The organism is Janthinobacterium sp. B9-8 (assembly GCF_000969645.2).
Lineage (GTDB): Bacteria > Pseudomonadota > Gammaproteobacteria > Burkholderiales > Chitinibacteraceae > Iodobacter.
This window is the reverse complement of sequence record NZ_CP014222.1, coordinates 3090289-3110735: the sequence shown is the minus strand read 5'-3', so window position 1 is coordinate 3110735 and position 20447 is coordinate 3090289. Positions and strand designations below refer to the sequence as shown.

At 50.3% G+C, this 20447-nt stretch carries 15 protein-coding genes and 2 pseudogenes; 4 read left to right on the top strand and 13 right to left on the bottom strand.

What is annotated here, in order from left to right:
- Window positions 1-44: 44 nt before the first annotated feature.
- From VN23_RS13940 to def, 13 genes and pseudogenes are all read right to left on the bottom strand, one after another.
- A complete protein-coding gene (locus VN23_RS13940) occupies window positions 45-674 on the bottom strand; it encodes a LysE family translocator (protein ID WP_046352434.1) in 630 nt (209 codons plus the stop codon).
- Between the two features lie 126 nt (window positions 675-800).
- Window positions 801-2270 carry a TrkH family potassium uptake protein gene (locus VN23_RS13935; RefSeq protein WP_046352433.1) on the bottom strand — a complete coding sequence of 490 codons (1470 nt, stop codon included), beginning with the start codon at window positions 2268-2270 and terminating at the stop codon, window positions 801-803.
- The gene (trkA, locus tag VN23_RS13930) at window positions 2270-3646 is read right to left on the bottom strand and encodes a Trk system potassium transporter TrkA (RefSeq protein ID WP_231743263.1); all 1377 of its coding nucleotides are present in this window, start codon (window positions 3644-3646) and stop codon (window positions 2270-2272) included. The genes VN23_RS13935 and trkA overlap by 1 nt, the downstream gene beginning before the upstream one ends.
- A 203-nt stretch (window positions 3647-3849) precedes the next feature.
- Window positions 3850-4830: a hypothetical protein gene (locus VN23_RS13925; RefSeq protein ID WP_046352431.1), complete on the bottom strand. Its 981-nt coding sequence runs from the start codon at window positions 4828-4830 to the stop codon at window positions 3850-3852.
- Window positions 4830-5015 carry a helix-turn-helix domain-containing protein gene (locus VN23_RS22175; protein ID WP_442905457.1) on the bottom strand — a complete coding sequence of 62 codons (186 nt, stop codon included), beginning with the start codon at window positions 5013-5015 and terminating at the stop codon, window positions 4830-4832. Before VN23_RS22175 ends, VN23_RS13925 begins: the two co-directional genes overlap by 1 nt.
- A gap of 72 nt (window positions 5016-5087) precedes the next feature.
- Window positions 5088-5303: pseudogene (locus VN23_RS22480) on the bottom strand (AAA family ATPase); the annotation flags it as partial.
- 27 nt (window positions 5304-5330) lie between these two features.
- A pseudogene (locus VN23_RS22475) lies at window positions 5331-6182 on the bottom strand (response regulator); the annotation flags it as partial.
- Complete coding sequence (locus VN23_RS13915; protein WP_046352429.1) at window positions 6124-8262, bottom strand: sensor histidine kinase; 2139 nt, start codon at window positions 8260-8262, stop codon at window positions 6124-6126. The gene VN23_RS13915 and the pseudogene VN23_RS22475, both read right to left, overlap by 59 nt.
- Window positions 8255-8893, bottom strand: a complete 639-nt coding sequence (locus VN23_RS13910; RefSeq protein WP_046352428.1) for a DUF4390 domain-containing protein — start codon at window positions 8891-8893, stop codon at window positions 8255-8257. Before VN23_RS13910 ends, VN23_RS13915 begins: the two co-directional genes overlap by 8 nt.
- Before the next feature lie 24 nt (window positions 8894-8917).
- A complete protein-coding gene (gene rsmB / locus VN23_RS13905) occupies window positions 8918-10192 on the bottom strand; it encodes a 16S rRNA (cytosine(967)-C(5))-methyltransferase RsmB (RefSeq protein WP_046352427.1) in 1275 nt (424 codons plus the stop codon).
- A 136-nt stretch (window positions 10193-10328) separates the two neighbouring features.
- Window positions 10329-11177, bottom strand: coding sequence for a zinc metalloprotease HtpX (gene htpX, locus VN23_RS13900; RefSeq protein ID WP_046352426.1), 849 nt, complete (start codon window positions 11175-11177; stop codon window positions 10329-10331).
- Window positions 11178-11337: 160 nt separating this feature from the next.
- Window positions 11338-12264 (bottom strand): methionyl-tRNA formyltransferase, encoded by a 927-nt coding sequence (gene fmt, locus VN23_RS13895; RefSeq protein ID WP_046352425.1) that lies wholly within the window; start codon window positions 12262-12264, stop codon window positions 11338-11340.
- Between the two features lie 92 nt (window positions 12265-12356).
- Window positions 12357-12860: a peptide deformylase gene (def, locus tag VN23_RS13890; RefSeq protein WP_046352424.1), complete on the bottom strand. Its 504-nt coding sequence runs from the start codon at window positions 12858-12860 to the stop codon at window positions 12357-12359.
- Window positions 12861-13008: 148 nt separating this feature from the next.
- Between def and VN23_RS13885 the strand changes: the two genes are divergently transcribed.
- The 4 genes from VN23_RS13885 to VN23_RS13870 all read left to right on the top strand — a co-directional run bounded on the left by VN23_RS13885 (window position 13009) and on the right by VN23_RS13870 (window position 20437).
- On the top strand, window positions 13009-14064 hold the full coding sequence (locus VN23_RS13885) for a LysM peptidoglycan-binding domain-containing protein (protein ID WP_046352423.1): 1056 nt from the start codon (window positions 13009-13011) through the stop codon (window positions 14062-14064).
- On the top strand, window positions 14064-15140 hold the full coding sequence (gene dprA / locus VN23_RS13880; RefSeq protein WP_046352422.1) for a DNA-processing protein DprA: 1077 nt from the start codon (window positions 14064-14066) through the stop codon (window positions 15138-15140). The genes VN23_RS13885 and dprA overlap by 1 nt, the downstream gene beginning before the upstream one ends.
- A 262-nt stretch (window positions 15141-15402) precedes the next feature.
- Window positions 15403-17709 (top strand): type I DNA topoisomerase, encoded by a 2307-nt coding sequence (topA, locus tag VN23_RS13875; RefSeq protein WP_046352421.1) that lies wholly within the window; start codon window positions 15403-15405, stop codon window positions 17707-17709.
- Between the two features lie 118 nt (window positions 17710-17827).
- Window positions 17828-20437, top strand: a complete 2610-nt coding sequence (locus tag VN23_RS13870; RefSeq protein ID WP_052746644.1) for a bifunctional diguanylate cyclase/phosphodiesterase — start codon at window positions 17828-17830, stop codon at window positions 20435-20437.
- Window positions 20438-20447: the final 10 nt, after the last annotated feature.

Below are 20447 nucleotides of genomic sequence, written 5' to 3'. Positions count from 1 at the left end.
GGTATGGGGGGTTAATGAGCCGAAGAGCGGCTTTAGTCGGCCTATTACAGCAAATTACGATAGCCATTAACCAATACCAAGCCCGCAAACCACAGGTAAAGCAGGGCCGATAGCAGCAGGCAGCCCTGAGTAAAGCGCTGACCAAATAGCTTGGCACCGTGGGTGGCGCTGTAAACCATCAGTAAAGTCCAAGCCATGCCGCCGGCAAAAAAGCCGCAAAGAAACCGTGCGGTAGAGAGCATGCTGCCATCGGTGGCTTGCGCAATCAGGCTGCCACCTACGGCAGCAAACCAAAGGATGGATGAGGGCGATGCCATCGCCAGCATCATGCCGCGGCCAAACATGCCTCGTCGGCCTGCCTTCGGTAGCGTGGTACTTTCTATTTGTTTGGCATCTTGCCAGGCTTGGCGCGCCATTTTGACGGCGAGGAAAAGTAAGAGCGAGCCACCGCCTAGCCAAGTGATCCATTTAACTGCCGTAAATTGCAGCAAAATGCTCATCCCTAAGAGGGAAACAATCGCCCATACCATATCGCCAAAACAAGAGCCAAGGCCCATCCATAGCGCGGGGCGTGGGCCGTGTTTCAAGCTGGTGTCGATCAGTGCTACGTTGACAATGCCAAGATCAAGGCAAAGAGAAATAGACAGTAAAAAACCGGTGATAAAGACATCCATTTTAAGGCTCTGCAGATCGCTGTTGTGTACGGTAATGGGCTCGGGGTGAGCCAATACAAACGCAGTTTAACAGCTTACATCAGCGCCTTAAAATGGCGTATTACCTTAACATCCCCAGTCCTTTGCTTAGGATTTCCAGAAGGCACGGGTAAATAAGATCAGCAGGGAAAACACTTCTAATCGCCCAAGCAGCATGGCGAAGTTGCAAATCCAGATTTGAATATCGCTGAGCACGCCATAATTAGAGGCTGGGCCAACCACGCCAAGGCCGGGGCCCGCATTGTTGATGCAGGCAATGACAGCGGTAAAGCTGGAGAGAAAATCAAGCCCCGTGAGCAGCAGTAAAAAGGTGAGCCCTACGATACTCATGGCGTATAAAAAGACAAAACCCATCACCGCAAAAATAATTTGATTAGGGATCGCCATGCCATTGACCCGCAGCGGATGCACGGCGCTGGGGTGCAGCAAGCTGGACATTTGTCGGTTGGATTCGCGCATCATAATGAGGGTGCGAATCATTTTAATCCCGCCACCTGTAGAGCCAGAGCAGGCGGTGATGCAGGATAAAAATAACATCAGGAGCGGCACAAAAATGGGCCACATACCAAAATCTACGCTGGCAAAACCAGAGTCTGTAGCAATCGATACCAGATTAAATGCCACATGCCTTAATGAGGTCAGGTAATCGGTATAGGTGTTTTGCTGAACCAAATACGCGGCGCAGCCCAGTGTGCTGATCAGAATCAGCAACAGCATGGCTTTAAATTCAGAGTCTTTTAAGTAGGTAGATAGTTTGCGGCCACTCAGCGCTACATAGTGTGTAGCAAAGTTGGTGGCGGCGAGCAGCATAAATATAATTAAAATGGCTTCGATAATGGGGGAGTTAAAATAGCCCACACTGGCATCATGCGTAGAAAACCCGCCCAGACACATCGCAGCAAAAGCATGGCAAACCGCATCCAGCCAACTCATGCCACCTACAAATTTAAGCAGCAGAATGCAAGCCAGTGTGAGCCCTGCGTAGACCATCCACAGATTACGTGCTGTTTCCCTAATGCGTGGGGTGAGCTTGGCGTCTTTGATGGGGCCGGGGGTTTCGGCTTTAAAGAGCTGAAGCCCGCCCACACCCAGCATGGGCAAGATGGCAACGGCCAGCACGATAATTCCCATCCCGCCCAGCCAGTTAAGCAAATGTCGCCATAAATTAATCGAAGGGGGCAGCTGATCGAGCCCCGTGAGCACCGTGGCCCCTGTGGTGGTGAGAGCCGACATGGTTTCAAAGTAGGCGTGGGTGAAGGAGAGTGAGGGATTGAATAGCAGCAGCGGCAGGGCAGAAACGGCAGGTAGCACCGTCCATAGGCCTACTACTAAAACAAAACCATCCCGTGCTTTCATTTCCCGCTTATAGCCGTGGGTCAGAATGGCTAAAGCCATGCTACAGAGCAGCAAACTGGCTAGTGAAATAATAAAGGGGAATAAGCCATCATCATTGCCAAACCATGCCACAGCAATGGGGAGCAAAATCCACAGCGAAAACATGCCTGATACACGTGCCAGAATATTGACGGTGGGGAAAATACGTTGGGCGAGCGACATTAGAAAAACCCCATTTTAACGGCGAAGAGTTTTTCTATTTCGCGGATATGGGTTTTGTTATCTACAAATAAAATTACATGGTCCTCGGCTTCGATGATGGTGTCGCCATGGGCAATCAGCACTTTTTCTCCCCGTACAATGGCGGCTAAATCAGCGCCGGAAGGAAGCTTGATATCATCCAGTTTTTTACCAATCACACGGGAAGTGGCCGGTGTGCCGTGCACAATGATTTCCATTGCTTCGGCGGCACCCCGGCGTAGGCTGTGCACCGCCACTACATCACCGCTTCTGACATGGGTGAGCAAGGAGCCGATGGTGGCAATCGCGGGTGAGATCGCCACATCAATTTTGCCGCCCTGCAATAAATCGACATAGCGTGAGCGATTGATAATGGCGATGGTTTTACGTGCACCCATTTGTTTGGCTAAAAGGCTGGACATGATGTTGTCTTCATCATCCGAGGTAAGCGCAAAATATAAATCGCAGCGATCAACTTGCTCGCTTTCCAGCAGGGCTTCATCGGTGGCATCGCCCCTGAGCACCAATGTTTTGGGCAGCGCTTCGGCTAGCCAGTTTGCACGTTCACGGTTCGATTCGATTATTTTGACTTGATAGTCGTTTTCTAAAGCTTGCGCCAATCTAAAGCCGACATTGCCGCCGCCAGAGAGGGTAATGCGCTTGATCGGCTTTTCTGTGCCGCGCATTTCCTTGATGACATCACGGATATGCTCGGTGGCTGCAAGGAAAAACACTTCGTCCCCGACTTGCAAAATGGTATCGCCATCGGGATGAATGCGGTGGCCTTTACGGTAAATAGAAACCACGCGTCGATCAATTTTTGGCAGGAGGCGATTTAAGGTCGCTAAATCCTGCCCGTCCATATGCGCGCCTGCTTCAACCCTTGTGGCCACCAGTTGGGCTTTGCCATCGGCAAAATCTAATACCTGTAGGGCTTCGGGGTTTTCAACCAGACTTACTAAATAATCGGTGACGATTTGCGCGGGGGTAATGACATGATCGATTGCAAAGTTATTTTCACTAAATAATTCGGGCCGGGCGAGTAAATCCGGATCACGAATCCGAGCTAAGCGGGTTGGGATATTAAATAGCTCGTAAGCAATCTTGCACGCCACCATATTCAGCTCATCAAGCGGGGTAACGGCGAGCAAAAGATCAGCATCTGCTGCACCTGCCGCTGCCAGTACGGCAGGGCTGGCTGCATGGCCTACCACGGTGCGAAGATCAAGCCGGTCAGCGAGCGGTTTTAAGCTTTCAGGATTTTCATCAACAATGGTGACGTTATAGCGCTCGTGAACCAGCTGCTCTGCAACGGATGCGCCAACACGGCCAGCGCCAAGGATCAGTATATTTGACACAGTAGTTTTCCATCTTTCGGGGGGAGGCATCAATGCCGGTAGGACACAGGCCCTTTTTGCCCAGGGTTGTGTACCTTTTGCTTATTTTAGCGATGTGTTTGATGTGCTGCGTAAAGAGTGCGGCAAAATGATTGGTTGATGATCACGGTGGATTGATGCCCACTTTAAAAATGATAAGCCCCGATTGACTCATCATTTTTTATTTAGTTTGGGCGTTGAAGCATTTTTTTATATTGAGTAAAGGCCATTTCGTGGGTTTTTGCCGCTGCGTTTTCTTTGAGGCCGGTACAGGCTAGCATTAAGCCATGGTGGGTTTTGCAGAGCAAATGTGGGTTTTGCAGCTGCGTGGCTAAGGTGAGCGCCTCATCCAATTGGACACGTGCATTGTGCCAAAGCTGCCCGGTCAGATCACAATGGGCTAAACCAAGCAGGCTCATTGCTTTATGCCAGGGGTTTTCTTGCAGGAGGCAAATTTTTAATGCGCTTGCAAAGTTTGTCCGTGCGTTTTCTATACTGCCTTGCTGCAGTAGCAGTAAGCCGCTGATACGATAAATTTCGCTTTCATTATCTAAGTGACGAATCGTTAAAGAGATATCCCGCGCTCTTTGCAGCATAGTTTCTGCTTCACTTAAGCGCGCTAAGCTATACAAATCCATGACGATATTGATATACACCTGGCAACGAAGCACTGGGTCTTTGCTGGTATAAAGAAAATCAAAGGCCTTGTAATGGCATTGCAAGGCTAATTCATACTCTTCAAAACCAAAATGCACTTGCCCTAAGCCGATCTGCGCTTGAATAAACACGGTGAAGTGTTGGTTTTCCAGTGCAATCTGAGCGCATTCGCCCCAGATTTTGGCGGCTTGTGGGGTATCGCCCAAATCATGATGGCTGCGGGCCATTTGCTCTAATAGATTGGATTTTTCTAAGGAGGAGGCTTGCGCAATAGTGAGCGCCTGCTGGAAGGTGGCCAGCGCAGCTTGCTGCTGGCCAAGGATGAGTTGCGCGCTGCCCAGCAGCAGACCTGCCCGTGCTTCCCCTTGGATATAGCCTATGCTTTTGGCTTGCATCAGAGCATGCCTTGCCAGCGGCAGGCCTTCATTCGCCTGCCTGTGCAGAATTTCGTCTGCACTGGCAATCAAGCGGTCTATATCGGCGGGAAGAGGGGTGGGCCTGGCTAACATCACTCTTCCTCAGTGCTTCGCTGTTTCTTTGGCACGGCGATACCGAGTTGCTTTAATTTACGGTAAAGATGGGTTCGCTCTAGGCCAACTTTCTCTGCTACCCGGCTCATATTACCGTTGGATAGGTCGATTTGCCTTTCGATATACAGCTTCTCAAATTGATCACGCGCTTCACGTAGTGGCAAGCTCAGATCAATATTGGGCAAGCCCGAGGCATGCTGGTTGTGGCTTTCGGTATTGACGTTGCCATTGGGCGCAAACTGAGACAGTAAGCGAGCAAGGGGGGCGCTATCAATTTCCCCGTCGCGGCTGGTAATGGCCACGCTTTTTACCACATTTGCCAGCTCGTCCAGATTACCCGCCCATACTTGCCGTGCTAAAAGCTGCAAAGCCAGCGGGCTAAAAAAGCGTGGGCCTAGCTTATGTACGCCAATGGCATCAGAGAGAAGCTTTTCTGCCAATGCAGGAATATCTTCACGGTGCTCTGACAAAGACGGAATGGCGATGCTGAGCTGGGAAATAAAATTTAAAAGCTCAGGCTCAAGCTGGCTTGCCAACACACTGAGTGGTTTGCTTGAGGCACAAACCAGACGCACGCGTTGTTTTTCCAGCTTAGGCAGAATGGTTTTCAAGCCTTGCTGTGCGCGGCGATCGAGCCAAGCTAAATCGCGCAAAAATAAGATGCCGCCCGTAGCTTTATTGAGCAGCTCTTGCGGCGCCTGCGCTAAATCTTCATTAGATGGCGGCGAGACAAAGGGCGCGTTAGGCATATTCAAAAAGCGTGCACAGTGCTCGAATCCTACTCCCGGCTGGCCGAGTAGTAAGACAGGGCCAGGCCTGCCGCGAAGCGGGCTAAGGGTTGATTGCAACTCTTGAATGGCAAGGCCTGCACCTAAGCGCTCTAGTGTCGGGGCGCGTACTGCCGTTTCGCTAGGCAAGGAAAGGGCGCGTTTCACCGTTGCCAATAGTTTTTGCAAACCAATTGGCTTTTCAAGGAAATCAAGCGCGCCAATTCGGGTGGCCTCAACTGCGGTATCAATGGTTGCATGTCCGGACATCATCACCACAGGCATGGTGAGCTGGCCATTTCGCGACCATTCTTTAAGCAGCGTAATACCGTCAGTATCTGGCATCCAGATATCGAGCAGCACCAGACGAGGCTGAGATTGATTTCTGATTTTACGGGCAGCCTCTGCATTTTCGGCCAGCACAATGCCATAGCCTTCATCTTGCAGAATTTCCGACAATAATTCACGAATGCCGACTTCATCGTCGACGATCAAAATATCCTGACTAGCCAATTGCTTCCTCCGCGAGGGGCAGCTCGATACGTACCCAAGCGCCGCCTTCATCCCTGTTGCCGGCCTGTATTCGGCCCTGATGTTCTTCGATTATTTTTTTTACGATCGCTAAACCTAAGCCCGTGCCCTTTATCTTGGTGGTGATATAGGGCTCAAAAACGCGAGATAAAAGTTCATTGGGAAATCCACTACCACTATCTGTAACGGTTAGGCTTGCAAAACGTTCGCTTTTTTCCATCTTAAGGCAAATTCGTTTTGGACTTTCAGAATTTTCTTGCCCTGCAATGGCGTCTTGCGCATTTTGCAAGAGGTTATGGATCACTTGGCGTAGCTGAGTGGCATCGCCAAGCACGATTAAAGGCTCCTCACTCATTTTGTTTAAAATCAGCGGAGAGGCTTCGTACAGCACTAAAATTTCAGTGAGTAATTGCTGTAAATCGAGTGGCTTTTTCTTGCCACTTGGCTGCCTTGCGTAATCACGAAAGGCATCCACCATATCTTTAAGCGCGCCAACCTGGCGCACAATGGTCTGGGTATTTCTTGATAATAATTCCGCGCTGGCGGTATCTAGCTTATCGGCCAGCTTATGCTCCATACGCTCTGCTGCAAGCTGGATGGGCGTGAGCGGGTTTTTAATTTCATGTGCTAAGCGTCTTGCTACCTCACCCCATGCCGCATCACGCTGGGCTGAAAGCAGATCAGTAATATCATCAAACACCACCACAAAACCAGTGTGGCTTTCGTCTTGTTGGTCGAGTAAATGTGTGCCACGTACATGTAAAACACGCTTGGTATTCACCAGTTCTAACTGATGCTGCCAATGGTCTTGCTCAGATAGTAATCTATCTGCGATCTGAGCACAAAAGGGTGTAAGTGCCGGATAGAGTAAATGCCAGTTTGTGAGCGGTTCCTGGCCTATTCTTTCGGGGTCAATTCCTAAGATACGCAGTGCGCTTTGATTGGATGAGCGCAGCTGCCAAGCATTGTCAAACGATAATACCCCAGCCGACAAGGAGCCTAAAATAGCGCCTAAGTGGGCCCGGCCCGCTGCTTGCTCGGCCTGATGCATTTCTAGTGTGCTGCGCGCTTCGGAAAGCTGGCGTGTCATGCGGTTAAATGAGTGCGTTAATATTCCCAGCTCATCGCGGCTGATCACGGGCTGCATTTGCGAGTAATCGCCTGCTGCGACGGCTCTGGTGCCCTCTGCCAGCACCGAGAGCGGTGCAGCTAGCCGATCAGATAAATAAATGGCTAAGGCCAGCGCACCGAGTAAAGCCATCAAGAGCGCCAGCGTGAGGGTAAGGCTATAGATTAATTTGAGCCCTCGCCTTGATTGCGAAAGCTGTTTGTAATCACTGCGTACTTTTTCGACCAGCTCAGCATCGGCAGCCAGTTGCTTGGGCACGGGTTGTACCAGCTGTAGCAGCCGTGTTTTATCGCCAAAATTGCTGGCACGTACAGCCACCAGCACACGCATGGTCAGCCCTTGATCGCTGATGGGTTCTATGATTTTAAAAGGGCTGCGTAGCGCTTGGCGTAGCTGGAGGCGATCGGGCTGAATAGGGAAAAGGCTGGCATTTTCATTGCCAATATGGGCTAGAGTCTGGCCGCCATCATTAAATAATGATAATTCTTGCACGCCGGTTTGTTCACGCAGCCTGCCTAGGCGCAAAAGCATGCCTGAGCTGTTGTCATCGCTGATATCCATCGCAATAATAGCGGCTTTTCTGGCTAGATCATTGAGCTGATAATCAATGGCGTTATGCCCTAAATTAAGGCCGCGATCCAGAGCGTGATCAACACGCACATCAAACCAGTTTTCAATACTGCGATTTAAAAACTGCACCGATAGGGTGTAAACCAGCGTGCCGGGTAAAACGGCCACCAAGGCAAACATCAAGACCATTCTCAGTGTGAGCCGCGAGCCAAATACCTTGGCTCGTACTTTTTTAACTAAATTAATTAGCCGAAAGCTCACTAACCCCAGCAGTCCGCCTAATAGTAATAAATTAAGAACAAGCAGCAAGCCGTAATATTCGGCGAAGGCGGAGGTGTTGCCACTGGCTGTAGCAAGCAAAAAAATCAGAATAGCGCCCAATGAGGCGAGCAGTAATAGTTTGGGTTTACTCATTGGAGGTGATGTCTTCAGGACGTGCCTTCGATAGCTCTACCCACGGCGATTCTAATTGCCATTCTTCATGGCCAAAGGCGGTGAGTTGATAAGTTTTAGGAAGGCGGGAGCGATCTAGTTTTAAGCGCACTTTGCCAGCAAAATCAGTATTTCGATCACGCGCAAGGCTGCTGTCATTGAGTACGCCCCAATTACGCACAATGCCTAGCGCAGCTAAGGCGTCGTTCACACTTTGGAAATTGCGGTAAAAACTACCAATATGCAATCGGTATTGTCTTGTCAGGGCGTGGTAGGACAATTGATAGCTGAGCATGGCATTGGGGCCAAAGCCATCGGATACTTGCCGGTACCAAGAGTAAATTCGTGGGCGGGTCAGTTGGAATTCATAAACAAAAGTCAGTGAAAGACCATTTTTAAGCGCTTCTTGTAAATCATTAGAAAGCGAAACATCAAATTTTGCCGCAATCTCGATTCGATTATCGCCAAAGCTGGCTTCTGCTTTTTGCACCTTGATATCGCCAGCATCTGCCCATACCCATGCACAAAGCAGCCATCCCATGCATAACAAAGCCAGCATTAAAAGACGAGGCTGGCTTTGCGCATGGCGGGCAGGCATGCTGGATTTCAGCATGGATTAAATCGCAATACGTAGCGATTAAGCCGTTTTTTCAAAAAGGGCGTAGAAAAAGCCATCATGTTCCGGTGTCGGCAGGAGTTGACCATCTGCGGGAATAAAATCGGGTAAAGGTAGCTGTTTTGCGTTGGCATGACGAGCCGAAAATGCACTCGCTGCTTCGGTATTTTCCGCCGCAAAAACAGAGCAGGTAGCGTACAGGAGTTTGCCGCCCGGCGCTACGAGAGGCCAAAGTGCGTCGAGCATTTGAGCTTGCTGACGAGCGAAATTGGCGAAATCTTCAGGGCGGCGCAGCCACTTAATATCAGGGTGACGGCGCACCACACCGGTGGCCGAGCAAGGCACATCGGCGAGGATGCGATCAAATAGCTGACCATCCCACCAAGTATCAGGCTGGCTGGCGTCGCCCAGTTGTAAGGTGGCAGTCTGGCCCAGACGGTCTACGTTTTCCTGCACCCGTCTAAGGCGCGCCGCATCGTTATCAATTGCGGTTAAATTTACCTTGGCCAGCTCTAAAATATGGCCGCTTTTACCGCCAGGCGCTGCACAGGAATCCAGTACACGCTGGCCATCCGCCAGATCCAGAATTCGGGCTGCGTATTGCGCGCCCAAGTCTTGTACTGAAACCCAGCCATCAAAAAAGTGTGGTAAACGATCAACACCCACCGGGTTTTGCAGCTGGATAGATAAGCCATCGCTAGAGCTGGCAACGATTTCATCGAGAGCGAGCAGCGCAATATAGGCATCGCTGGTGGTTTTGTTTAAATTTACCCGTAGTGTCATTGGTGGATGCTGATTATTGGCCAGCAAGATGTTGCGCCATTGCTTGGGGTAGGTTTTGCGCATGGCCGAAATCCACCAGGCAGGGTGTGAATATTGGCCATATTCGCTATTTTGCGCCATTTTGAAAAGATCATCTTTTTGGCGCAGGAAGTTACGCAGCACACCGTTTACCAAGCCCTTGCCGTGGCCTGCTCCTGTTTGCATGGCCACGGTGACGGCGTGATCCACAATGGCGTGTGGCGCTGAGCGGCTAAATTGCAGCTGATAGATAGCCACCAGCAGCAGAGCTTTTAGCTCAGGCTCGTGCAGCGGCTTTTGTAAAAGCTGCTTCAGGATGCTTTCGATTAAGCCCAGCTGGCGCAAAGTGCCGTAGCTGACATCTTGAATCGCTCCTTTCTGGCGCGGCAGCAGACTAGGGTCTTCCCGCCATACTTTATTCAAGGCTTCGTTTAGATTTTGACCAGCAAGTACGCTGGCAACAACACGGCTGGCAAATTTTTGGGTAGCAAGCAAAATAGTCTCTTAATGGCGAGGTGAAACATGATCTTTTGGTGTTCACGGGTATGGGGCGGGGGCTGCGAATATCCGTAGCCTTGCCTTGAATGCCGCCTAAGAAGCGCGGCTGGCACTCGTTGCGTGAACTTCGTGTTTATTGACCGCGGGCAATGGCATGTAGCCTTGCTACGCGCTCGGTTGTTTGAGGATGGGTACGAAATAAATTGGATAATCCACCGCCAATCAGCGGGTTGATAATCATCATTTGTGCGGTTTCAGGGTGGGCATCTGCAGCGTGCATGGGAATACCCTGTCCGTAAGCCTCAATTTTTTGTAAGGCGTCGGCCAATGCCAGCGGATCGCCAGAAATACGTGCGCCACCTGCATCGGCTTCAAATTCACGGGCGCGTGAAATGGCCATTTGGATCAACGATGCTGCAATCGGCGCCAAAATAGCTAGCGCGATGCTCACAATCGGGTTCATTGACCGGCCATTTGCATCCCGCCCACCGAAAAACATTGCAAAGTTGGCAAGCGCTGAAATGGCACCGGCCATGGTGGCTGAAATGGTTGAAAGTAAAATATCCCGGTGCTGAACGTGCGCTAGTTCGTGCGCCATCACACCGCGTAATTCGCGGTAAGAAAGCACCCGCATAATGCCGGTTGTTGCTGCTACGGCTGCATTTTCCGGGTTGCGCCCGGTAGCAAAGGCATTGGGCTGGTCTTCATCAATGACATAAACTTTAGGCATAGGTAGGCCCGCATTTCTGGCTAGCTCTTCCACCATGGCATAAAGTTCAGGTGCGCTATGGGCGTCAACAGGGTGAGCGTTGTACATACGCAACACCATTTTGTCAGAATTCCAATATGCCCACACATTCATTCCACCACCCAAAAGCAGCGCCAGCAGCATGCCGCTCATGCCGCCGATCATGCCGCCTATCATGGCAAAGAGGGCGATAATCCCCGCCATCAGAATGCTTGTTTTTAGCCAGTTATTCATTGCGTACCCAAATAAATCAGATTGATTCTTTATCAGATCGTTGTTTTTTAAGAAAATTCAATCTTTAGATCGTACTTATTCAAAACCAGTGGCGCGCATGGCGATGCAGGCTTCATCTGAAGCTAGGGGGGCTGTGGCGGTGTTACGGACGCAGCAATATTTACTCCCCCAGCTTTAGCCCGGCTTCAACCGCGTTCCCAGCTAAAAACGCCGCTGCCGCAACGCGTTTACTGCCCGCTTTTTGTAGCTCAGTAATGCGTAGCGATCCGCTGCCACACGCGACGAGCAGCCCGTCTTTATCTGCCGCAAGCACCGTACCCGGCGCGCCACTGTCTTGGCTGATTGTGGCTTGCCAGATTTTCAGTGCCTGCCCGGCCAGTAAAGTTTGAGCCGAAGGAAACGGATTAAATGCACGAATCATTTGATCGAGTTCGACCGCTGATTTTTGCCAATTAATTTGCGACTCTTCTCTCTTTAGCTTATCCGCGTAAGTGACGCCAATTTCTGGCTGTACTTGGCGCGTTTGCTGAAGCCCAGGTAAATCTGCCAGTGCGGCTACAAGGGCCGCTGCGCCTTGCTCTGCCAGCTTATCGTGCAGGCTGGCGGTGGTGTCGTGTGCCTCAATGGGTGTGCGATGGATAGATAGCATATCGCCGGTATCTAGCCCCGCATCCATTTGCATAATGGTAATGCCTGTCTCGGTGTCCCCGGCTAAAATGGCCCGGTGAATAGGTGCCGCACCGCGCCAGCGCGGCAAGAGCGAGCCATGAATATTGAGGCAGCCCAGCTTAGGCAGATCAAGTACGGCTTGCGGCAAAATAATACCGTAAGCGGCTACAATCATCACGTCAGCGGCTATGGCTGCCAATGGGGCTTGTTGCTCAGGCGTACGTAGCTTTTCCGGCTGATAAACGTTGATACCATGCTGCTCTGCCAGCATTTTTACCGGAGATGCACTCAGCTTCATTCCGCGGCCAGCAGGGCGATCGGGTTGAGTTAAAACCAGAGCAATTTCATGCCCCGCCGCGATGAGTGCCTGTAAAGCACAAGCGGCAAAATCCGGCGTACCGGCAAAGATGATTTTCATTTTTTAAAAGCCACAGTGTGCGGCTATCCAGCCTGAGGGCCTGTCTGCGTGGCAACACGGCATCTCAGGCTTGAAAGCCACTAGGTGATGAGTTACATGGTTTTACGCTGATTTTTTTTAAGTTTTTGCACAATACGGCTCAGTTTTAATTTCGAGAGCTTTTCTACAAAGACTTTACCGTCCAGATGATCTAATTCATGCTGGATGCAAATAGCGAGTAAACCATCGGCGGCCAATTCAAAAACCTGGCCCTTGCTATCAAAGGCCCGGACCTTTACTCGCTCGGCGCGTTCTACTTCTTCGTAGATGCCGGGCACAGAAAGGCAGCCTTCTTCCCACATGGTTTTTCCATCCATCGTCATGATTTCAGGATTAATCAGCGCCATTAGGCTATTTTTCTCTTCAGAGATATCGATAACAACAACGCGCTCATGGACGTTGACTTGTGTTGCCGCTAAGCCGATCCCTGGAGCCGCGTACATGGTTTCACTCATGTCGCGAACTAGCTGCTGTAAGCGATCATCGAATACCGTAACAGGCTTTGCAATGGTGTAGAGCCTATCATCGGGGTAGTGCAGAATATTTAGAATGGCCATAGTAGTCTGTGCAAGTAAGAGCTGTGATTGCTACAAGCAATTTTCTTGCTAGTAGCTGTAAAATATGCAGTAATCAACATAAACATGTTCCGAAAAACTGATGTAAGCACTCGGCTAGCATCTTTTTCGGCGGAGAGAAATCGCCATCATGCGAAAAACAATTATATCGCTACTTTGGGCAAGCGTACTTTTATCTGGCACTGCAGTTGCAGATAGTCTTGCAATGCAGGATAACGCGCCTGATCGTTATGTGGTGGTAAAAGGCGATACGCTTTGGGGTATCTCAGGCCATTTTTTGAAGCAGCCGTGGCGTTGGCCAGAAATCTGGCAGCTTAATAAAACGGATATTAAAAACCCGCACTGGATTTATCCGGGTGATGTGGTCTTGCTTGATAAAAGCAGTGGCGAGCCGCGTCTGCGCTTGCTTAAGAACGAAAAAACAGCTTCGGGTTCTGCTTCTGGCAAGATGTCGCCGCGTATTCGATCGACTTCTTTAGGCGATGGTGCAACGCCTAGTATTCCCTTATCGGCAATCTCACCTTTTCTGAATAAACCCTTGGTGATCGATAGCGAAACCTTCGCTGCCGCGCCGCGTGTTGCTGCTGGCCCGGATGAGCGTGTGATTTTTGCCAGTGGCGATAAGGTCTATGCCGTTGGTTTAGTCGGTGAAGTAGGGGACAACTGGCAGGTATTCCGGGATGGCAAAAACTTAATCGATCCAGATGATCCGGATAGAAAACGAGTGATTGGCCATCAGGTGGAGTATTTGGGTGATGCCCGTTTAGAAGTCACAGGGGACGTAGCAACATTGCGTCTGACGTCTTCCAAAGAAGAAATTCTGGTGGGCAATCGTTTGATTCGCGCCAATGAAGCACCTTTTGTAAATTATGTGCCTCATGTGCCCGAGCAGCCGGTGAGCGGCCGGATTGTTTCTTCTTATGCCGGTGTGGCTGAAGCGGGCCCATTAACAACGGTAGTGATTAACCGTGGCTCAGAGCATGGTGTTGATGTGGGCAGCGTGTTTTTTAATTACAAAGCGGGCCGCTTAATTCGTAAAGAGAGCAGCAGCGAGCCTGATCGTTTCACTCCAATAGAAAAAAACGGTAATTTATTTATTTACCGTGTTTTCCCTGGCTTTGCTTATGGCCTAGTACTCGATAGCACACGAGCGGTGAATGTGGGTGACGAGGTGAAAACGCCTTGATGAGCGAGGATGAAGTGCGGCTTTGGCTGCGCTTCACCACGATTGCTAAAGTGGGGCCAAGAAAGCAGATTGCGCTCTTGACCCGCTTTAAAACGCCCGAAGCGGTGCTTGCTGCTACGCCAGCAGAGCTCGCTGAGGTGTTGAGCACGCCCGCATTAGATGCTTGGCTGGATGGCCTTGATATTGAAGAAACCATCCAGCAAACCCTCGCCTGGCAGCAAGAAGCAGGCAACACCTTGCTCTGCCTTGGTGATGCGGCTTATCCGCCCCGGCTTTTAGATTTACCTGATGCGCCAACCTTGTTGTACGTAAAAGGGCGCTTAGACTTATTAACCATGCCTGCGCTCTCTGTTGTGGGTAGCCGTAATGCCACCCCTCAGGGCCTAGACAATGCAGAGCAATTTGCCCGTTGCTTTAGTGAAGCTGGGTTGACCATTGTGAGTGGCCTTGCGGCAGGCATTGATGCTGCGGCACATCGCGGTGGATTGGCGGCAGCTTCGTCTACGATTGCCGTAGTTGGCACAGGTTTAGATCGGGTTTATCCCGCCAGTAACCGTGAATTAGCGCATCAGATTGCCAGCGATGGTGTCATTATTTCTGAGCTGGCTTTGGGTAGCCCACCTAAGGCTGATCATTTTCCAAGGCGGAACCGAATGATCGCCGCTCTGGGGTTGGGATGTTTGGTGGTAGAAGCCACTGTGGGCAGTGGCTCCTTGATAACCGCCAAACAGGCCGCAGATATAGGTAGAGAAGTGTTGGCGATTCCCGGCTCTATCCATTCACCATTGGCACGGGGGTGCCATCAGCTGATCAAGCAGGGCGCTAAATTAGTTGAGTCAGCAGAAGATGTTTTATCAGAGCTGAGCTGGACGAGTTCTGTGCAAGCACCAAGCAAGCAACGTGCATCAAAAAGCAGTCCTTTTTTACAAAATATGGGCTTCGATCCTGTGGATATTGAGACATTGTCACAGCGCAGCGGCTTGACGACAGACAGGCTATCCGCGATGCTGTTGACCTTGGAGCTTGAAGGTTGCATTGTCGCCCTGCCCGGTAGTCGCTATCAGCGGATTGCCTGAGTAGGGCGTAAGTATTTTGAGATTCCTTTTAAAGGAAGCACCCTTCTCGTTACTCCACTCGATTTCCTGCTATATCCATAGAGCTTATTTTTTTATCAATGGATAGGCAAAATGCCGTGAGATGCGCTGCCTTTAGCGATAGTCAGTGATGTGTTTTTTGTGATTTAAATCTTTGTAAAAACAAAGGTTTACCGACATAAACGGATGCACTGCTTGCTACTGGGACAGTCCTTTAATTTATATATAAACGTGCCGGGGACCCATGCCCGCAAATCTATTGATTGTCGAATCGCCGTCTAAGGCGAAAACGCTGCTGAAGTATCTTGGTAAGGATTTCCAGATCCTTGCTTCCTATGGTCACGTCCGTGGTTTGGTCAGAAAGGACGGCTCGGTAGATACCGAGAATGACTTCAAAATGAAGTACCAAGTCATCGAGCGCAATAAAAAACATGTCGATGCGCTGGTTGCTGCTGTAAAAGAATCGACTAACATCTTTCTGGCAACTGACCCGGATCGCGAAGGTGAAGCGATTTCCTGGCATATCATGGAAATCTTACGCTCTAAAAAGCTGCTGACGGCGAGTCGCACTTTTAAGCGCGTGGTGTTCCACGAAATTACCGAAACCGCCGTGTTGAATGCGGTGGCAAATCCACGCGATATCGACAACGATCTCGTGAATGCACAGCAAGCACGTAGCGCGCTGGATTATCTGGTTGGCTTTAATTTATCCCCGCTGCTTTGGCGCAAAGTGCGCTCTGGCCTATCGGCTGGCCGGGTACAAAGCCCGGCACTGCGCCTGATTTGCGAGCGTGAGATCGAGATTCGTGCGTTTACATCGCAAGAATACTGGTCGGTACACCTCGATACTCATCAAGGTCGCAGCAAATTTGGTGCAAAGCTCACCCAGTGGCAGGGCAAAAAGCTTGAGCAATTTGACATCCCGGATACGGGAACTCAAGAGAGTATTCTGAATGCGCTGAGCGGTCAGAGTGCTGAGATTCAATCGGTAGAAAAGAAAAAGAAATCGCGTAGTGCTGCTGCGCCATTTACAACGTCTACCTTGCAACAAGAAGCGGTTCGTAAGCTGGGTATGACTACTGATCGCGCCATGCGCACGGCTCAGCAGTTGTATGAAGGGATGAGTATCGGCGGCGAAACCGTCGGTTTGATTACCTATATGCGTACTGACTCGGTGGCCTTGGCCAACGATGCGCTGGATGAAATCCGTGCGTATATTGGCGAGAAATTTGAGAAAGAATACCTGCCTAATGCGCCGGTTGTTTTCAAAAATAAAGCCAAAAATGCCCAGGAAGCACACGAAGCGATTCGCCCAACTTCGATTTATCGCTCGCCAGATGAAGTGAAAGCCTACCTAACGGCCGATCAATTTAAGCTGTATCAAATGATCTGGAAGCGCACCTTAGCCAGCCAGATTGCTGCTGCCAAGTTTGATACCGTGGCGGTTGATATTGCTGTTGGCCCAGACGCCATCTTCCGCGCTACCGGCCAAACTCTGGTATTCCCCGGCTTTATTGCGGTTTACCAGGAAGATACCGATGATGAGGAAGAAGAAGACGAAGCGCGTCTGCCGGTACTGAATGTGGGTGACAAGCTGCCAGTAGATAAGCTATCTGGTGAGCAACACTTTACCCAGCCGCCACCGCGTTTTACTGAAGCGTCTTTGGTTAAATCTCTGGAAGAATTCGGTATTGGTCGCCCGTCTACTTACGCGTCGACCATTAAAACGCTGAAAGATCGCGAGTATGTGATTCTTGATAAAAAGCGTTTTACCCCGACCGATACCGGCGAAGTGGTGAATAAATTCCTGACTGAGCATTTTACCCAGTATGTGGATTACAACTTCACCGCCAAGCTAGAAGACAAGCTCGATGAGATTTCTACCGGTAAACGCGATTGGATTCCGGTGCTGGCTGATTTCTGGAAAGGCTTTCATAAGCAATGCGAAGAAAAAGCAGGCTTATCGCGTAAAGAAGTCACCCAGGAAGAAATGGACGAAGACTGTCCAAAATGTGGCGTGGCAAAGCTCGCGATTCGCTTAGGCAAGCGTGGCCGTTTTATTGGCTGCACCACGTATCCGGAATGCGATTACACCCGCAATCTGGGGGATGATGCCGATACCGCACCTACCGAGCCGGAAGTCGTACCGGATCGAACCTGCCCCAAATGCGAATCAGCATTGCATATCAAGGTAGGGCGTTATGGTAAGTTTATTGGCTGCTCGGCCTACCCGAAGTGTAAGCATATCGAGCCACTTGAAAAACCACGCGATACCGGTGTGGAGTGCCCGGAATGTAAAAAAGGTAGCCTGATCGAAAGAAAGAGTCGCTACGGCAAGCTCTTTTACTCGTGTAATACCTATCCGGATTGCAAATATGCCACTTGGAATCCACCGATTGCTGAGGCTTGCCCGCAATGTAAATGGCCAGTGATGACGATTAAAGTCACCAAGCGTCGGGGCACTGAGAAGGTTTGTCCGCAAAAAGAGTGTGGCTATGTTGAAGTAATTGAAGGACCCGCGCCAAAAGCTGAAAAAGCCGAGGCGGAGTAAGGTGTTGGGGTGGGCTTGATGCTCACCCTGAATACTTTTGTAGGGCGGGAATAACCCGCAGCTTAGTTTCAGAGCCCCCGGGTCAGCATTTCGGGGTGTTCTTCAAAAGAGGTTTGCCGTGCAGCGCAATGTATTATCTGATCCTGATTTCGAACTTCGGAGCGAGCTTGGGTTGTTGCAAACTTATTTTGAAGCTTTTGACAGCATGGTCGCCGCTTTGCTAGACACCGGCAGAGAAGGCATGCTGGATGCTTTACATATCTTGGCTGAAGCCTCTAAAAGCAGTGCGGCGTGTTTTTATTTAAATACGCCAGACAATCAGGCTGCGCATTTAGTGTCGGCCTGGCGGGATCCCGATACCCGTTTAGCTGACTTTACCCCTGATCCTTGCCGCTCTCTCGATTACAGCGCTTATCCCTTGCTGGCAGACACGCTGGCTGTAGGCATGGTGCTGAGTAAATCCCTTTTAGAATTACCCCTTGCTGAACAAATGTTGATGGCACAAATTGGCGTGCGTCAGCTGCTGTGTATTCCCTTGCTTGAGAAGGGGGAACCATTTGGTTTTCTGTGCTTTTTAAATGATACGGAAGTACAACGCAGCCGTAGTGAGTTAAGGCTTTTAGCCATGCTGAGCAATCATGTGGCTCAGGCTTTGGTGAAGCAGCGGGTTGAGCAAGAGCTGATGTGCAATCAGCAACGCTTACGTGCCTTGGTGGGCGTACTGCAAGATATGGTGTTTGAGTGTAATCAGCAGGGAGTGATTATCAGTGTATGGTCTGGCCACCCTGATTTGCCGTCCGCTGAAATGTTACAGGGGCGGGCAATTATCAGTGTACTGCCCTATGAGCTGGCATCTGAGCTGGTGCATTATTTGCCGCGTATTTTAAAAAATAAAGAAAGCGCCCAGTTTAATTGCACGGTACAAACGCCGAATGGCCCTGTTTATTTGCTTATACGGCTGCAGCCTGTGCAAGCGCCTAATGGGCAAAACCATGCGGTTGCTCTGGTGCATGATGTGACCGTACTGATGCTTGAAGATGCGCAGCGTAAAACCATGCTGGATACGCTGAACTTGCTTGAAGAGGCCGTGATTGATTTATCACCTACAGGCGAGTTGGTACGCACCACGCCTGCTTGGGCCAAATTACGCGCACTTGATTTACGAGAAGTTGCCAGCGATTTGGGCCAGCCCTTATTTGCTTGGGTTCATCCAAATGATGGTCTTGCAATGGTCGAGGCCTTATCAAAAATACTAAAAACCACAGAGCCTGTTACCCAGCGTTTCAGGCTGGTGCAAGCCAATGGCGAGCATATGTGGGTGGAGGCCAGGCTGATTGCCCACCGTACCCCTGATGGCTTGTTGTCTGCTATCCGTGGTGTGCTGCGTGATGTCACCATCACCCATTTAAACGAACAGCATATTACCCAGCTGGCGCTTTATGATTCGCTGACTAAATTGCCTAATCGCTTGATGCTCGATAGCGAAATTCATAGCGCGATTGATCGAGCACGGGTGGAAAACACCAAAGTGGCCCTGGGGTTTATCGATCTGGATCACTTTAAGCAAATCAATGATGCCTTTGGCCATCAGATTGGTGATGAATTACTGGTGAATGTGGCAAGGCAGCTGGCAGGCGTTTTGCGTGAAAATGACGTATTAGCACGCTGGGGCGGTGATGAGTTTGTGATTTTAATGCCCGATCTAACTGATTTAAACGTCATGAGAGAGCTTGCAGATCGCCTACGCACCGCAGCAAGGCAGGGGGTAACCATTGATGGCATGGAAACTCAGCCTACTATTTCGCTAGGATTTGCAGTTTTTCCCGACAACGCCGAATCGGGCGAAGAATTACTATCTGCCGCCGATCACACCATGTATCACGCCAAACATACTGGCCGGAACAATGTCTGCTTTTACAGCGATATTGTGCATTTAAAAGCACTTGGGCGTGAGCATGTGGCGATTCAATCGCGCCTTTCAACGGCGATTCGTAATAATCGTTTGCAAGTGTTTTATCAGCCGATTGTAGATGCCAGAACCGGGGAGGTGATCTCGGTTGAAGCGCTTGCACGTTGGCAGGACGAGCAAAGCGGCTGGATTAGCCCCGAGCTGTTTATCCCTATGGCCGAGAAAGTTGGTTTGATCCAGGAGCTGTCTGAGCTTGTGATTCAGCAAAGTTTTTCTAAATTACGCGAATGGCGTGATGCAGGTTTAACGCAAAAGCTGATGATTAATATCTCGCGTAGCCAGCTGTTTCAGCCGCAGTTTGTGACTCAGCTTAATGAAAGGCTGATGCAACACCGCTTGCGCGCCGAGGATGTGATTCTTGAAATCACTGAATCAGTGGCCCTCACCGATTACTCGCGCCAGCTGCGGCATTTACGCCAGCTGAACGCCTCTGGCTTTGAAATTGCGATTGATGATTTTGGCACCGGCTATTCATCGCTCTCCCAGCTGCATGAAATGCCGGCACAAATGATTAAAATTGATGTGTCTTTTGCCCTGCGTCTGCACACTGAAGATGGCCGCCGGATTATGCAAGCTATCGTGCAACTTGGCTTAGGGCTTGGGCTGGAAATTGTGGTGGAAGGCGTTGAAAACCTTGAAACGGCGCGCTTTTTACAGGGCTTAGGCGTGCAACGGATGCAAGGCTTCTACTTTAGCGAAGCCGTGCCTAGCGGTGTGGCCGAGCTTTGGATGAGGTTGGGTTTGCAGGCAAAGATTTAGAGCTTGCAAG

Coding starts and splice junctions, on each gene's coding strand:
- VN23_RS13940 (WP_046352434.1), bottom strand. CDS start 674: ATGGATGTCTTTATCACCGGTTTTTTACTGTCTATTTCTCTTTGCCTT.
- VN23_RS13935 (WP_046352433.1), bottom strand. CDS start 2,270: ATGTCGCTCGCCCAACGTATTTTCCCCACCGTCAATATTCTGGCACGT.
- VN23_RS13925 (WP_046352431.1), bottom strand. CDS start 4,830: ATGTTAGCCAGGCCCACCCCTCTTCCCGCCGATATAGACCGCTTGATT.
- VN23_RS13915 (WP_046352429.1), bottom strand. CDS start 8,262: ATGAGTAAACCCAAACTATTACTGCTCGCCTCATTGGGCGCTATTCTG.
- VN23_RS13910 (WP_046352428.1), bottom strand. CDS start 8,893: ATGCTGAAATCCAGCATGCCTGCCCGCCATGCGCAAAGCCAGCCTCGT.
- htpX (WP_046352426.1), bottom strand. CDS start 11,177: ATGAATAACTGGCTAAAAACAAGCATTCTGATGGCGGGGATTATCGCC.
- fmt (WP_046352425.1), bottom strand. CDS start 12,264: ATGAAAATCATCTTTGCCGGTACGCCGGATTTTGCCGCTTGTGCTTTA.
- def (WP_046352424.1), bottom strand. CDS start 12,860: ATGGCCATTCTAAATATTCTGCACTACCCCGATGATAGGCTCTACACC.
- VN23_RS13885 (WP_046352423.1), top strand. CDS start 13,009: ATGCGAAAAACAATTATATCGCTACTTTGGGCAAGCGTACTTTTATCT.
- dprA (WP_046352422.1), top strand. CDS start 14,064: ATGAGCGAGGATGAAGTGCGGCTTTGGCTGCGCTTCACCACGATTGCT.
- topA (WP_046352421.1), top strand. CDS start 15,403: ATGCCCGCAAATCTATTGATTGTCGAATCGCCGTCTAAGGCGAAAACG.